At 67.4% G+C, this 14,026-nt stretch carries 15 protein-coding genes; 7 read left to right on the forward strand and 8 right to left on the reverse strand.

The window, feature by feature from the left end; translation table 11 throughout:
- The coding region (locus AAFO60_RS14795) for an HNH endonuclease signature motif containing protein (protein WP_347956983.1) at positions 1-406 on the forward strand (406 nt) is incomplete at its 5' end.
- A 491-nt stretch (positions 407-897) separates the two neighbouring features.
- Here the strand turns inward: AAFO60_RS14795 and AAFO60_RS14800 are convergent.
- From AAFO60_RS14800 to AAFO60_RS14830, 7 genes are all read right to left on the reverse strand, one after another.
- Positions 898-1,914 (reverse strand): hypothetical protein, encoded by a 1,017-nt coding sequence (locus AAFO60_RS14800; protein ID WP_347956984.1) that lies wholly within the window; start codon positions 1,912-1,914, stop codon positions 898-900.
- Entirely contained in the window at positions 1,907-2,506 is a 600-nt protein-coding gene (locus AAFO60_RS14805) for a signal peptidase I (protein WP_347956985.1), read from the reverse strand. Before AAFO60_RS14805 ends, AAFO60_RS14800 begins: the two co-directional genes overlap by 8 nt.
- Before the next feature lie 7 nt (positions 2,507-2,513).
- Positions 2,514-3,161: a SipW-dependent-type signal peptide-containing protein gene (locus AAFO60_RS14810; protein WP_347956986.1), complete on the reverse strand. Its 648-nt coding sequence runs from the start codon at positions 3,159-3,161 to the stop codon at positions 2,514-2,516.
- 15 nt (positions 3,162-3,176) lie between these two features.
- On the reverse strand, positions 3,177-4,121 hold the full coding sequence (locus tag AAFO60_RS14815) for a signal peptidase I (protein WP_347956987.1): 945 nt from the start codon (positions 4,119-4,121) through the stop codon (positions 3,177-3,179).
- Positions 4,118-4,669: a hypothetical protein gene (locus AAFO60_RS14820; RefSeq protein WP_347956988.1), complete on the reverse strand. Its 552-nt coding sequence runs from the start codon at positions 4,667-4,669 to the stop codon at positions 4,118-4,120. Before AAFO60_RS14820 ends, AAFO60_RS14815 begins: the two co-directional genes overlap by 4 nt.
- A gap of 23 nt (positions 4,670-4,692) precedes the next feature.
- Positions 4,693-5,199, reverse strand: coding sequence for an alternate-type signal peptide domain-containing protein (locus AAFO60_RS14825; RefSeq protein WP_347956989.1), 507 nt, complete (start codon positions 5,197-5,199; stop codon positions 4,693-4,695).
- Positions 5,200-5,357: 158 nt separating this feature from the next.
- On the reverse strand, positions 5,358-6,149 hold the full coding sequence (locus AAFO60_RS14830) for a hypothetical protein (RefSeq protein WP_347956990.1): 792 nt from the start codon (positions 6,147-6,149) through the stop codon (positions 5,358-5,360).
- Positions 6,150-6,708: 559 nt separating this feature from the next.
- Between AAFO60_RS14830 and dnaK the strand changes: the two genes are divergently transcribed.
- The 5 genes from dnaK (at position 6,709) to AAFO60_RS14855 (ending at position 11,424) form a co-directional block, all read left to right on the forward strand.
- Positions 6,709-8,556 (forward strand): molecular chaperone DnaK, encoded by a 1,848-nt coding sequence (dnaK, locus tag AAFO60_RS14835; RefSeq protein WP_347956991.1) that lies wholly within the window; start codon positions 6,709-6,711, stop codon positions 8,554-8,556.
- Entirely contained in the window at positions 8,553-9,155 is a 603-nt protein-coding gene (grpE, locus tag AAFO60_RS14840) for a nucleotide exchange factor GrpE (protein ID WP_347956992.1), read from the forward strand. Before dnaK ends, grpE begins: the two co-directional genes overlap by 4 nt.
- A 130-nt stretch (positions 9,156-9,285) precedes the next feature.
- Positions 9,286-10,464 (forward strand): molecular chaperone DnaJ, encoded by a 1,179-nt coding sequence (dnaJ, locus tag AAFO60_RS14845; RefSeq protein ID WP_347956993.1) that lies wholly within the window; start codon positions 9,286-9,288, stop codon positions 10,462-10,464.
- 6 nt (positions 10,465-10,470) lie between these two features.
- Positions 10,471-10,887 (forward strand): heat shock protein transcriptional repressor HspR, encoded by a 417-nt coding sequence (locus tag AAFO60_RS14850; protein WP_347956994.1) that lies wholly within the window; start codon positions 10,471-10,473, stop codon positions 10,885-10,887.
- 138 nt (positions 10,888-11,025) lie between these two features.
- A complete protein-coding gene (locus AAFO60_RS14855) occupies positions 11,026-11,424 on the forward strand; it encodes a DoxX family protein (RefSeq protein WP_347956995.1) in 399 nt (132 codons plus the stop codon).
- A 123-nt stretch (positions 11,425-11,547) separates the two neighbouring features.
- Here the strand turns inward: AAFO60_RS14855 and AAFO60_RS14860 are convergent, their stop codons facing one another.
- A complete protein-coding gene (locus AAFO60_RS14860; RefSeq protein ID WP_347956996.1) occupies positions 11,548-12,702 on the reverse strand; it encodes an FAD-binding oxidoreductase in 1,155 nt (384 codons plus the stop codon).
- A 136-nt stretch (positions 12,703-12,838) separates the two neighbouring features.
- On the opposite strand from AAFO60_RS14860, the gene AAFO60_RS14865 reads away from it, so the two are divergent.
- Positions 12,839-13,966: an amidohydrolase family protein gene (locus AAFO60_RS14865; RefSeq protein WP_347956997.1), complete on the forward strand. Its 1,128-nt coding sequence runs from the start codon at positions 12,839-12,841 to the stop codon at positions 13,964-13,966.
- The last annotated feature ends 60 nt before the right edge of the window (positions 13,967-14,026 follow it).

Genomic DNA, 14,026 nt, shown 5'->3' on the forward strand with positions numbered 1-14,026 from the left:
GCGGGGTCGGCGGTTGGCGTCGAAGGCGCAGCGGTTGATGTTGTTCGCCCGTGATCGCGGGTGCACCGCCCCGGGCTGTGCGGCGCCGTTCGCCCGCACCGAAGCCCACCACCTGCGCGAGTGGCAGGACGGGGGCCGCACCGACATCGGCAACCTCGGGGCGGCGTGCGGGCGCCACAACCGGTCGGTCGGGCGCCAGGTGGGCGACTGGGAGACCGTCGTGCTGATCGACGGCCCGCATGCCGGGCGCGTCGCCTGGCGGCCGGTCACCGCAGGCCGCAAACCGGTGTGGCGGGTCAACCCGTTGCACCACGCGGAGTTGCTGCCTATTCAGGGGCCGAATGCCCCACCTTCCGACGAGGACTCGCGGGCCGAGGCGTACTTGGCTCGCCTCCTGGCCGCCTGACCGGCGGCACCACCGCCGGTCAGGAGTCTCGGCGTGCCCCCGGGTGTGGGAAGCCGGGTGACAGGGGGTCTCGATGCGCTTGCTCGCTCCGCTCACAGGCTTACTCGACCAACCTGGGAAGCAGCCGGGCGGAGATGTTGGGTGGCTGGAGTCTCGATGCGCTTGCTCGACCAACCTGGGAAGGTCACCGGCTTTACAAGTGGCACTCGATCACCGTGAAACGGCCCTGCCCCCAGGTTGGTCGAGTAGCCACCGAGCGCAGCGAGGCGGCGTATCGAGACCTGCACACCGACGCGATCGCCCCGGGGTCTCATGCGCTTGCTCGCTCCGCTCGCAGGCTTACTCGACCAACCTGGGAAATCGCCGTCTGGAAGCGATCAGCCCGGGAGCCCGCCCAACTTGGGGCGGGACCGGCTTGCCGGAGGCCATGACAGAGAAAGCGCGCCCGGTCCAGGACCGGGCGCGCTTTCTCGGCAGAGAGACGGATCAGATCAGGAAGCCGTGCAGGTGTCGAGATCGACGGTCTTCAGCGAGTCGCCGTTGGTGATGGTGACGGAGTCGCTGCCGACAGTCGGCGCATCACCGGCAGCAAGCGGAAGAGTGCACTTCTCCTTGCCGTCGACAGTGATGATCAGCTCGCGGTCGGTACCGGTGACCTTGACCGCGATCTTGATGTCGGGCTTGGCCTCCGCAGTCGGTGCCGGAGCTTCGGTGCTCGCCGACGGAGACTCCGAAGGTGAAGCGGCGGCGCTGCTCGACGGCGACTCGCTCGCCGACGGAGATGAGGTCCCGCTCTCGGGCGAAGCGCTCGACGACGGCTTCTCACTCGAAGACGGTGCCGCACTCGACGACGGTGAAGCCTCCGTTGGCGGTGCCACGCTAGTCGGAGCCCCCGAATCGCTCATGAGCATCCGGGGCTGAGGTGCTGCCCGGCCGAACATCTGGATGCTTGCCGGCTCCCAGTCCGAGGAGTCTTCCCACGATTGATTCGCGAGGTTGGTCCCCGTGCTTCCCTCACACTCGGTACGACCCGAGACCCAGTCCTTGAAGCTCATCCCCGTGTTCGAGACGGTGTAACCAGACGAGATGGCGCCGCTGTTCATCGTTCGAACCCTGGCGTACAGGCCGCCGTCTCGGCTGGAGTCGGAGATGCCATTGTACGACGTCCCGGTGACGTCATAGGACTGTCGCACCGCGCCGTCGCTGCGTCGGACGATCTCCAGACGGTAGCCCGTGGCGCCCGCGACAGCCGACCAGCTGATATTCGCTCGCTTCTGCGTGAGGGTACCGCCGCTGGTGCTGCAAGTGACGCTCGAGGTCAGTTTGGTCGGAAAGAAGTTCTGACTCGCGATCTTCGAAACACTGGCTGAAACGCCGTCAGTCGGGGCGGCCATGGTGCCGGTGGTCTGGACGATGCCTGCCGCGACGAGGGCGGTTGCGCCGCCAACAGTGAGCAATGCCCGCTTGGACGGGAGCTTGCCGCGAATGGATTGACGAAGATTAGCCACGGTGGGCCTCCTGGAGCTTGGCCTCGCTGCTGTCGGCGGGCTCATCGGTTGTATCGGTCTGGGGTGCGTCGTCAGACGCATCGCTGCCTGGACGGCGCATCGGGCCGAAGGCGAGCATCAGCAGGGCACCGGCGAGGATGCCGCCGAGAAAGATCGCGGTCTTGCTGGAGAACCATGCGGCGAGGTAACCGAGCAGTGGCACGCTGGCGAACACCCGGTCTGCCTCATCGACCACATACGGTGACGGATCTGCCACCCGGTTCGCGTCGCCCTTCAGCGTCAGCGAGACCTTGCCGTCACCGGCGGGGTCCACCGCCACGACGCGGTGTGTGATCCGCGTGCCGACCTCGTTGTCGACGCTCACGACGTCGCCCACCTCGATCTCGGATGCGGGAACGGTGCGGGCCAGGGCCAGCGCGCCGGTCGAGATCTGCGGCGACATGGAACCCGACCGGAACACCAGCGGCTTGATGCCGAACAGCATCGACAAGGCGGCGATCACAATGCAGATCAGACCCGCGATCGCACCGATGTTGAGCGCGAGCTCACGCCGGCGATGCTGCTGCGTCCTTCCCGTCTCCTGCTGATTCATCGCTGGATCAGGCCTTGGTGGCTACGAAGTCGAAGTCGAGTGACACCGACGACATCCGTGCGGCGATCGGCGCGTTCGCGTTCAGCGTCACCTGGAAGCAGAGGTTGTCACTGTCGCCGACGTTGACGCGGTGTGACGGGACCACATCGATCTCAGTGTCGAGCTGCAGGGTCTTCGAATCGACAGGGGTGCCGCCGGAGCAAGCGGTGCCGCTGCTGGAACCACCGCGGAACACGGCGAGGGTGAGGTTCTGTGCATACGTGCTCGCATCCGCGCCGCCATAGGTGGCGGTGCCGGCGTTCGACGCGCTCACCTTGGCGGCGTAGTTGAAGTCCGCGGTACCGATGTTGTTCACGGGCAACATGCTCGCCACCGAGCCGCCGCGCGGAAGACTGGTCTTCTCCAGTGAGGTGAAGTCGTGGACTGGTCGGTCACCGGCCAGATCCATCTGCACGTAGATCGCTGACGTGCTGAACGTGCCGGTGCTGGCGGTCGCGGTGTCCGACCATGCGGCTAGGGTCCCGACGGCGCCGAGGCCGAAGATCATGCCGAGTGAGGCGACGGCCCGCACGCGAGCCCATCCGGTATCGCCGAAGCGCTCGCGCAGCCGCGCCCCGGACCGCACGCGGTCTCGAGTTTCTGTGGGTGAAGACATTGTTTGCTGCCTTAGTCAGTTGTGGGAGGAAGACGGTGTGTAGACGGTGATCGGCTGGGTGATCGGTTCATCAGGACTGCGGTGCCGGTGCTCCGGAGCTGTTGTGGCCGAGTACGCCAGTGGCGCCGCCCCTGCCGAGTACGCCACGGGAGGCGAACTCTGCTGAGACGAACCCCGATGCGACGAACTCTGCGGGGCGCCGCAGGCATGACATGTCGGCACCATCGGTGCTGCCTGACGGACAGGCGGTGCCACATGCGCGGTCGGTGCCGCTGTCTCAATGAACCGGGTCGGCGGTTCGGCGGGCTCCGGTGCTGTTGCTGCCGGGGCCGGAGCCTTCTCGTCGGGCTTCTTGCGGTCGCGGAGACCGCTGATCCACATCCAGAGCGCATACGCGCCGAGACCGCCCGCGATCAGGAACATCAGAATGCTTCGGCTGGAGCCGGAGAGAATCGAGTTGATTCGGCCCAGGTAGGGCACGGAGTACAAGAGTCTGCCCCGAACTTGTTCCTCGACGAGCTGGACCGGGTCGGTCGCGTTGTTGGCGTCGCCCTTCGTGATGAACCGGCGTTGACCGCTGGCGTCGTACACGATGCTGATGATCCGATGCGTGGTGACCGATGGATCACCGGATTTTGGCTGGAAGGTGATGACGTCGCCGGCCTGGAGCTCACTGCCCGGAGTCGGTTTCACCACGATCAGCGTGCCCGGTTGATACGTCGGTGTCATCGAACCGGTGAGCACGGTGTAAGCGGTGGATCCGCTCAGTCGAGGAATCACCACGAGCACTGCGAGCAGTGCCACGGCGGCAGCCAACAACGTATAGGAGGCGATGGTCTTGACCCACCAGATCGGTGGAGTCGAGTCGCTGCCCGGGTCCGTTGTCGACGCCGACGTGCCGCCGACGTCAGGGGTGTCCTGAGTCTCGGCGGCGCGGTGTTTCCCTCGACTGGAGATCATGCGCCCGAAACCGAATTCGCGCCGAAGGTGAAGGTTGCTTTGGACGCCTGCGAAGCGGCCGCGCTGCCGGCGATCGTCACACGCAGGCACAGCACCTCGGTGGCTCCAGCCGCGACGTTGCGCGCAGCGGTGGCCGCGCCGTTCGCTGCACCGGAGTACAGCTGCTGGCCGACATCACCTGTCGGAGTGCACTCCGCCTGACTGCTGACCTTCGCCACCCGGACCATGAGCGGTGCCGCGGTCTTGTTGTCGGCTGCGGCAACGGCGACGCCGTTGAGCTTGTACGCCATCGTCACATTGCCGGAGTTGATGACGGGCAGCGGCTTCTGCACGCTGTCGCCGGCCGCCGCATCTGACAGGGTCAGTCCGTCAAGATTGAACGACTGAACGCCTTCATTTCCAGCGGAGATCTTCAACGTGCCGGCAGTGATTGTGCCGCCGTTTGTGGTTACTTCCGAACGCCACAAGGCGCCGGTCTGCTGGAGGGATACGAATCCCACCAGCAGAACCGCCGCCGCTGCGAGCGCCCAATTGATTTGGGGCTTCACGAATTCCTCTTAGGTGGAGGGGTCTAGTTCTGCTGCAAGACGACCGAGGCACCCGACAGATCAGCGGATTTACCCTGACCGGTGGTGCCGGTGGTGTCGGACTTGAAGGTGATGTCCGTCTGGACGGTCTTCTCCGTGTTGTTGTCTGCCGAGGTGATGCTGATGGTGGCGCCGTTGGCCGGGGTCACGTCCAGCTGTCCGGCGAGCTCACCGGTGACTCCACCGAGCGACGGCGTGAGGGTTGCCGTCAGGTTGGTGCCGACCGCCGTGATCTTGTACTTGGCGGTGTTGCGGACGGTGTCGCCCGGGACCAGCTTGTCGGTGGCGGCGTTGAACACGGTGCCGTTCTTGGTGCCGCCGACCCAGGTCCACGAGCCCGCATCGGTGGCGGTGAGGTTCAGCGAACCTGCGGTGACGGTGCCGCCGTTGGTGTTGACGCTACTGTTCCACGCGGCCATGGTGCCCGCACCACCGGCGAGGATGGCTGCGGCGGCAGCGGCGGCGAGGGCGCCCTTGGTTGCCTTGTTCATGTGATCCCGTTTCTTGTCAGGGGCTGACCGAGGTGTTCCCCGATCAGTGAGGGAGAGGGTGCGGCTGTGCCGCGCTTCTCGGCCTGGTGGCGGCCGAAGTCTGTGTCGGAAGGAGCAGTGGCTCCTCCCGAAGGTGCCGTCACCGACGGCTCAACGGGTCAGTGGTTCGCGACGACGGTCGGAGCGGAAGAGAACTTGCCCTTGAGAACGGTGTCGAGGCTGCCCGAGGACGAACCGCTGCCGAAGAGATCGCCGAGCGAGCCGCCGCTGAGGCTTCCGAGGCTGCCGTTGTCGTTGCCGCCGCCCGGGTTGGTGCCGCCACCGGTGCCCGGATCAGTCGGGGTGTCGGGTGCGACCTCGGTCAGGAAGAGGCCCCAGCCGGGATCAATGGTGAAACCCTGCGCGGATTCACCCTGCGGCAGGCCGATCATCAGGTCGACGGAGACTGAATTGTCCTTGTCGAGGCGGCCGGACTTGCCGAGGTTCTTGATATCGGCCTCGTCGGTCGAGGTGCCGGAGATGGTCGCCGGTGTACCAGTCTTGCCGGCGATGTCAGCGCGCAACTGAGCGGAGCCGCCGCCGACGGTCCAGAAGCCGGCAAGGACCGAGAACTCGGCGGGAGCGTTGCACGTGTTCTTTACCTTGAACGAGGTGTGCGTGGCGAAGCTGCCGGGGATCGGATTGATGTTGTTGTACTGCAGCGACGCTTGGTTGCCCCAGGTGGTGCCGCCGTCCTGTGAGAACGCCATGCAGGCGTCGAGGTCGTCCCCGACCGCCGCATTCGCGGCGCCGACACCGAGGCCGGCGAGGGAGACAGCCGCAGCGCCTGCGGCAGCGACGACGGCTGCGCGTCGTGCGGTGGAGATCAGTCGTGCGGTGTTTGCCATGAGGAGAATCATGGGTTGCCGCGCGGCTTCTCTGACGTCCCCTTTCAGGGGACAGTGGGGCATTTCGACGGTTTCGTGCCAAGGGTGCGCGCGGTGGTGAGAATCGGTGACACGGGGCGACCGACCTGCGCTTCCAGCGCCGATTCGTGTGCTGTGCGACGCGCCCTTCTGTGAGAGTGGTGATGATCACTATTCGTTCGGATGAATGGAAGCTGGCACGGGTTTGGCGGCGGATCCGTGCGGAACGAAAGTGACGATGACGCAAACTCGCACGCACGCCGGGCGGGGTGCGAGGTGTCTGTCCAGGTGGGCGCGGGTGTAGCGGGTCGGCTGCGGCTGTTCTCGTCGTCGATCCGCCACGTGTCGTTGTCGTGGTGTGGGCAGCATCACGTCAAGTTGAGCGATATTGACTCAACTCTGTGGAATGTCCGACCCCCTTGCTAGGTTGAACCAATCGAGAAACCTGAGTGAACGGGGCTCAAGTAAGTTGACGTCGACGGAACCGTCGATTAAACCTGAGTCTGAGGCGCTGAGGTTTCGCAGACCAAGCAGACCTGCAGGCCCTAACCGGCCCAAGAACTACCCGGCCTTCACCAACGAGCCGGATCTAGGAGGAACACACATGTCACGTGCTGTCGGAATCGACCTCGGCACCACCAACTCCGTGGTGTCGGTTCTCGAAGGCGGCGAGGCCGCCGTCATCGCCAACGCGGAAGGCTCGCGGACCACCCCGTCGGTCGTCGCCTTCGCCCGCAACGGTGAAGTCCTGGTGGGTCAGCCCGCCAAGAACCAGGCCGTCACCAACGTCGACCGCACCATCCGCTCCGTCAAGCGCCACATGGGCAGCGACTGGAGCGTCGAGATCGACGGAAAGAAGTACACCCCGCAGGAGATCAGCGCCCGCACGCTGATGAAGCTCAAGCGCGACGCCGAGGCCTACCTGGGCGAGGACGTCACCGACGCGGTCATCACCGTGCCCGCCTACTTCAACGACTCGCAGCGTCAGGCCACCAAGGAAGCCGGCCAGATCGCGGGCCTCAACGTGCTGCGCATCGTCAACGAGCCCACCGCCGCGGCCCTGGCCTACGGCCTGGACAAGGGTGAGAAGGAACAGACCATCCTGGTCTTCGACCTCGGCGGCGGCACCTTCGACGTCTCGCTGCTGGAGATCGGCGACGGCGTCGTCGAAGTCCGCGCCACCTCGGGCGACAACAACCTGGGCGGCGACGACTGGGACGAGCGCGTCGTCGAATGGCTCGTCGACAAGTTCAAGGCCAGCTCGGGCATCGACCTGACCAAGGACAAGATGGCGATGCAGCGTCTGCGTGAGGCTGCGGAGAAGGCCAAGATCGAACTGTCTGCCTCGCAGAGCACCTCGATCAACCTGCCGTACATCACCGTCGACGCCGACAAGAACCCGCTCTTCCTGGACGAGCAGCTCTCGCGCAGCGAGTTCCAGAAGATCACGAGCGACCTGCTCGAGCGCACCCGCACTCCGTTCCAGGCCGTGATCAAGGACGCGGGCATCTCGGTCGGCGACATCGACCACGTGGTGCTCGTCGGCGGCTCGACCCGCATGCCCGCCGTCACCGAACTGGTCAAGGAGCTGACCGGCGGTCAGGATCCGAACAAGGGCGTCAACCCGGACGAGGTCGTCGCCGTCGGCGCCGCACTGCAGGCCGGTGTGCTCCGCGGTGAGGTCAAGGACGTGCTCCTGCTCGACGTGACCCCGCTGTCGCTGGGCATCGAGACCAAGGGCGGCGTGATGCACAAGCTGATCGAGCGCAACACCACCATCCCGACCAAGCGCTCGGAGACCTACACCACCGCTGAAGACAACCAGCCGTCGGTGCAGATCCAGGTGTACCAGGGTGAGCGCGAGATCGCCTCGCACAACAAGCTGCTCGGCTCGTTCGACCTGGGCGGCATCGCGCCGGCCCCGCAGGGTGTCCCGCAGATCGAGGTGACCTTCGACATCGACGCCAACGGCATCGTGCACGTCACCGCGAAGGACAAGGGCACCGGCAAGGAGAACAGCATCCGCATCCAGGACGGCTCGGGCCTCTCGAAGGACGAGATCGACCGGATGATCAAGGACGCCGAGGCTCACGCCGAAGAGGACCGGACCCGCCGCGAGGAGGCCGAGACCCGCAACCAGGCCGAGTCGCTGGTCAACCAGACCGAGAAGTTCCTGAAGGAGAACGAGGACAAGGTCCCCGCCGACGTCAAGGACAAGGTCAACGCGGCCATCGCCGGAGCCAACGAGGCGCTGAAGGGCACCGACACCGGCGCCATCCGCAGTGCCATCGAGAAGCTGTCGGAGGAGTCGCAGGCCATGGGCCAGGCGATCTACGCCAGCGCCCAGGCCGAAGGTGAGGCCGCCGGTGCCGGTGCAGGCGCCGCCGGAGCCGACGACGATGTCGTCGACGCCGAGGTCGTCGACGATCCGGCTGAAGGCGAGAACAAGTGACGTCGGAGAACCACGCCGACGAGCCGGTCACGGTGACCGACAACCGTCGCGTCGACCCGGAAACGGGCCAGGTGCGCGAGAGTCAGGCCACCGAGCAGGCCGCGGCCGCTGCAGCCGATGCAGCGGCCGGGCCGACCGGTGACGAGGCGGCACCTGCCGACGCGCAGGTGGCAGAGCTGACCGAGGCCCTGCAGCGCGAACGCGCTCAGTTCGCCAACTTCCGGCGCCGCTCCGACGAGGAGAAGCAGCAGTCGGTGGCTCGCGGCAAGCAGATCCTGGTGGAGAAGCTGCTGCCGATCCTCGACGACCTCGACCGGGCCCGCGACCACGGCGACCTGGAAGAAGGACCGCTGCGGGCGTTCGCCGACAAGCTCAACGACGTCCTTGCCGGCGAGAAGCTGGCGAAGTTCGCGGAGCCGGGCGAGGTCTTCGACCCGGAACTGCATGAAGCGATTCAGCACGACGGCAGTGGACACACCCCGGTCATCGGTAACGTGTTCCGGACCGGCTACCGGCTGGGGGAGAAGGTGATCCGCCACGCGATGGTGACGGTCACCGACCCGGCACCCGGCGACGGCGACGCCGCCGCGCAGCAGTGAGTGCGCGGGAGCGACAGTGAACCGGTCGCGGGGTGCGGTATCGACCCGCGCCCCGCGACTGCACTGACATCATGTCTCCGAACAGGAGCGACAGATAACAACCACAGACTTTTCAAGGAGGTGACGTCTGATGGCACCACAGCGTGAATGGCTCGAACGAGACTTCTACGCCGACCTCGGCGTTTCTTCCGACGCCACCGCCGACCAGATCAAGAAGGCGTACCGGAAGCTCGCCCGAGAGTTGCACCCGGACGCCAACCCGGGCGACAAGGCGGCCGAAGAACGCTTCAAACGAGTCTCCGAAGCACACAGCGTGCTGTCCGATGAGACCAAACGCAAAGAGTACGACGAGGCGCGCACCCTGATGTCGAGCGGCCGCTTCCGCGGCGGCAGCGGCTTCGGCGGCGGCGGCGCGCAGGGCGGCTTCGACCTCGGCGACCTGTTCGGCGGCGGCGGTGGGGGCGGTCGCGGCGGCGGCGGTCTCGGCGACATGCTGGGCGACCTGCTCGGCGGCCGCGGCGGCGGCGGTTTCAGCGGCAGTGCAGGCGGGCAGCGTCAGCGGCGCGGCAACGACCTCGAGACCGAGACCACGCTGGCCTTCCGCGACGCGGTGCAGGGCACGACGGTCACGCTGCGGATCACCAGTCCGTCACCGTGCACCAAGTGTCACGGCAGCGGTGCCAAGCCGGGCACCAGCCCGCGCACCTGTCCCACCTGCAACGGGTCGGCATTCGTCACCCGCAATCAGGGACACTTCGGATTCTCCGAACCGTGCCCCGACTGCCAGGGCACCGGCACCAAGATCGACGATCCGTGCCCCGACTGCCAGGGCTCGGGCATCACCGTGCGACCCCGCACGATCAACGTCCGCGTCCCGCAGGGCGTGGAGGACGGGCAGCGGATCCGGCTGGCCGGGCAGGGCGAGGCCGGCATGCGCGGGGCGCCGTCGGGAGACCTGTACGTGACCGTGCACGTGATGGCCGACAAGGTGTTCACCCGCAACGGCAACGACCTCAAGGTGACGCTGCCGGTGTCGATCTCCGAACTGGTCCTGGGAGCCACCGTCTCGGTGCCGACCCTGGACGGCTCGGTGGGCGTCAAGATCCCGGCGGGCACGTCGGACGGCCGCACGCTGCGACTCAAGGGTCGAGGCGTCCCGAAGCGGTCGGGCGGGTCGGGCGATCTGCTGGTGACGGTGAAGGTGGCGGTACCCGCCAAGCTCGACGACGCCGCCGTCGAAGCGATGAAGAAGTATGCGGAGGCCGAGAAGGCCAGCGGCTTCGACCCCCGCGCCGGATGGGGGCGGTGATGACCTATGGCAGGCAACACGCGAGGCGACAAACCACGGCGTGACGATGTCGGCGACGCCGCCACCCTGCTGATCTCGGTGGCGGCGGAGCTGGCCGGCATGCACGCGCAGACGCTGCGCACCTACGACCGGCTCGGTCTGGTGACCCCGCAGCGGACGCAGGGCGGCGGTCGCCGATACTCCAACCGCGACGTCGAGATGCTCCGCGAGATCCAGCGACTCTCGCAGGACGAGGGCGTCAACCTGGCGGGAATCAAGCGGATCATCGAGTTGAGTGACGAGGTCGATGCGCTGCGCAAACGCGTCGCCGACCTCACGCGCGAGCTCGAGTCGCCTGCCCGTGCCCGCCACGGCGAGCTGGTCCCGGTGCCGCGCACCAGTGCGCTGGTGGTGTGGCAGCCGCGCAGCAAGCGCAGTCGCTGACCGTCGAAGATCACAGGCGAGCTCAGGTGCCCCGACCGGTGCACCTGAGCTATTTGTGGAGAGGGGCCCGATGTCGGGTCCGAGACCGCGTGACCGACTCGGCGCGCGGCTGCCTACTTCATCCGAAAGGTTTCCCGCATGGCCCTCCTTCGTGCCGCCGCCCGCGTCCTGACCGGCGCTCCCTTCATCCTGTTCGGTTACGAGGCCGCCTCGGCACCCGGACCGCGCGTGGGCATGGCCGAGCCCCTCCTGAGCCAGGTGCGCGGCGTGCTGCCGATCCCGGTCGACGACGAGGCCGTCGTTCGCGCCAACGGTGCCGCCCAGGTGGTGGGCGGTGCGCTGATCGCGACCGGCGTCGCACCGCGCGTCGGCGCCGCCGTCGTCGCCGGGTCGCTGATCCCGACCACCGCGGCCGGTCACGCCTACTGGGAGATGGACGATGCGATGGCGCGCAACGCGCACCGCACCCACTTCTACAAGAACATCGCGATGATCGGCGGCGCGCTCGCCGTCGCCGCTGCCGCCGGCCGCAAGTAGGTTCGGCGGGCGCGTCGTCGTCCGGCGTCTGCACATCCGCGTGGTTCGCCGACATCCGCTCTGGCTGTGCCACCGCGGATGTCAGCGAACCACGCGGATGCGGCGTCTGGCGGGGCCGTCGGCTCAGTTGAGCGGGTCGTGGGAGATGGCGGCCGGGTCGACGCCGGCGGCCCGCATCCGCAGGGCGGTGTGAAAGACCATCGGTGCCGGGCCCGACAGCAGCACCTGACGGTCGGACCAGTCGGCGTACTGCGCGGCCACCTCGCCGACGCGGCCGTAACACAGCTCGGTGCCCCAGCTGCGGGGGTCGGTGGCGCCGGTGAGCCACCACGGATCGTCGACGTTCTCGGTGACCGCGGTGATCCGCAGCCACGGGTTGGTGGCCGCCAGCTGGACCAGGACACCCAGCTCGTACAGCTCGCCCGGATACTGCGTGCCATAGAACAGGTGGGTGGGGGCGGCGTCGACGTACTGCGCGCGGTCGATCAGCAGGGCCCGCAGGGGCGCCAGGCCCGTGCCGCCGGCGATCAGCAGCGCCGGGCGACGCGGATCGGCGCGCATGGTGCCGTGATGCTGACCGAAGGTCCACACGTCGCCGACCGCGGTGTCGCGGACGATCGACCGGCTCACCCGGCCGTCGGGCACGGCGCGGACATGAAACTCCAACTCGCCCTGTGGATTCGACGGAATCGAAGGCGAGAGGTTGCGCCAGGTCCGCGGCCACTGCGGAATCTGCGTCTCCAGGTACTGCCCGGCGGCGAAGCTCGGGTGCGGCCCGGTCGCGACCAGCCGGACGACGGCGCGCTCGCGGGTGATCGTGTACTTCTGCACCACCCGCGCATGCCATCTCGCCGGGCCCGACACGCTCTCGGCGGCGCCGCGCATGACGCCGGTCGTCAGCAGCATCGCCTGGCTGACGGTCTCCTCCAGATCCGGTGTCCAGCGGCTGCCGAAGGCGTACTGGAACTCGGACATGAGGGCGTCGTACATCAGCCAGTAGTGGTCGCTGGTGACCCCGTACTTGCGATGGTCGCGGCCCAGCTGTGCCAGGAACTCGACGAGTTCGCCGTGCCCGTCCGGCGCCGGAATCGCTTCCAGCACATGGTCGAGGACCTCGGTGAAGGCGACGCGCAGACCGCCCATCTCGGCGGGAAACAACTCGCGCAGACTCGGCCGCGCGGCGAACATCCGCGCGAAGACGCTGCGGGCGAACCGATCCGGGTCACTGGCCACCAACGCTCGGGCCTGGGGCAGGCTCGGCGGTTCGGGCTGGGGCACGCGTTCTCCTCGATCTTCCGTTCCAGTGCCGGGGGACGCCGACGAAGCGTCCGACAGCGTCCACTGTAGTCGCGCCGACGCGCGGGCCCCCGATGATGCGCGCCACGTCGCAGGTGGCTTGTGGCACGCTTTGAGAGTGACGACGCTCGATGGACTGCTCCCCGGAATCGTCGACGCGCACGTCCATTACTTCCATCCCACGAGGTCGGCGTGGACGTTGGCACGGTTCGCGCGCCTGGCCGCGTTCCCGGCGCGGCGACTCATGCCGCTGCCCGTCGTCCGCATGGTGACGAGCTTCGGGCGGCGCGAAGGCATGATGAACGGCCTCGACCCCAGCATCGTGGGCGCTCCCTACGAGCCGGCGCAGTACGCGGTCGACGCCGCGTCGGTCGTCTCGGTGGCGGGAGTCCCGATCACGAGCGTGGTGCAGGTCGAATCGCATTGGACGCCGACGAACGGTCCGGAGTCGCTGATGGCGTCGTCGTTCGAGGAACTCCAGTACCTGTGCGGCCTCCCGCACCGGCGCAACACACCGTCTCTCGGTGCGACGGTGATCGCCGCGGACCCGCGGTACCCGGAGTTCGCGGGGGAGCTCGACCGCCACCTGGCGTACTCGGAGTCGGTCAGAGGGGTCCGGTTCAAGTGGGCGCGTCATCCCGATCCGGCCATCTCCGACTGGTGCGACGAGCCGGACGTGTTGGCCTCCACCGGCTTTCTGAAGGGATTCGAGGCGCTCGCCGAACGCGGGCTCGTCTTCGTCTCCTTCGCCTACTCGCATCAGTTGGGCCAGTTGGACATGCTGGCCCGCCGTTTCCCCGACACCACGATCGCCATCGAGCACCTCGGGCTGCCGATCGGCGTCTTCGGGCCGGTGGGGACGCAGACGGGGACGACCGCGGCGGTCCGTGCCGAGATCCTCGGCCTCTGGCGCGAGCGGATGGCGATGATCGCGATGCGCCCCAACGTGGTGGTCAAGGTCTCCGGTCTCGGGCTGGGCCTGCTCGGGTACGGGCGCGAGCGTTCGGGCAACATCGGAAGCCGCGACGTGCTCGCCGACATGATGGGTCCGCTGCTGTTGCACGTGGTCGACCACTTCGGTCCCGATCGGGTGATGTTCGGCTCAGATTCGCCGGTCGACCGACCGAATGCGCCGATCGCGATGACCGTCGGCGCACTCCTGGACGTCCTCGGCGGGCGCGGGGACCACCTGCTTCAGCAGCTGTTCGCGAAGAACGCGCAGCGCATCTACCGCATCGAGCCGTGAACGACGCGAAGCCGGACGCCTGATTTAGAACGTGTTCTAGAATCGAGGGACCGTCTCGGC

It is taken from the genome of Gordonia aichiensis (assembly GCF_039946255.1).
Lineage (GTDB): Bacteria > Actinomycetota > Actinomycetes > Mycobacteriales > Mycobacteriaceae > Gordonia > Gordonia aichiensis_A.

Coding starts and splice junctions, on each gene's coding strand:
- AAFO60_RS14805 (WP_347956985.1), bottom strand. CDS start 2,506: ATGAATCAGCAGGAGACGGGAAGGACGCAGCAGCATCGCCGGCGTGAG.
- AAFO60_RS14810 (WP_347956986.1), bottom strand. CDS start 3,161: ATGTCTTCACCCACAGAAACTCGAGACCGCGTGCGGTCCGGGGCGCGG.
- AAFO60_RS14815 (WP_347956987.1), bottom strand. CDS start 4,121: ATGATCTCCAGTCGAGGGAAACACCGCGCCGCCGAGACTCAGGACACC.
- AAFO60_RS14825 (WP_347956989.1), bottom strand. CDS start 5,199: ATGAACAAGGCAACCAAGGGCGCCCTCGCCGCCGCTGCCGCCGCAGCC.
- AAFO60_RS14830 (WP_347956990.1), bottom strand. CDS start 6,149: ATGCCCCACTGTCCCCTGAAAGGGGACGTCAGAGAAGCCGCGCGGCAA.
- dnaK (WP_347956991.1), top strand. CDS start 6,709: ATGTCACGTGCTGTCGGAATCGACCTCGGCACCACCAACTCCGTGGTG.
- dnaJ (WP_347956993.1), top strand. CDS start 9,286: ATGGCACCACAGCGTGAATGGCTCGAACGAGACTTCTACGCCGACCTC.
- AAFO60_RS14850 (WP_347956994.1), top strand. CDS start 10,471: ATGGCAGGCAACACGCGAGGCGACAAACCACGGCGTGACGATGTCGGC.
- AAFO60_RS14855 (WP_347956995.1), top strand. CDS start 11,026: ATGGCCCTCCTTCGTGCCGCCGCCCGCGTCCTGACCGGCGCTCCCTTC.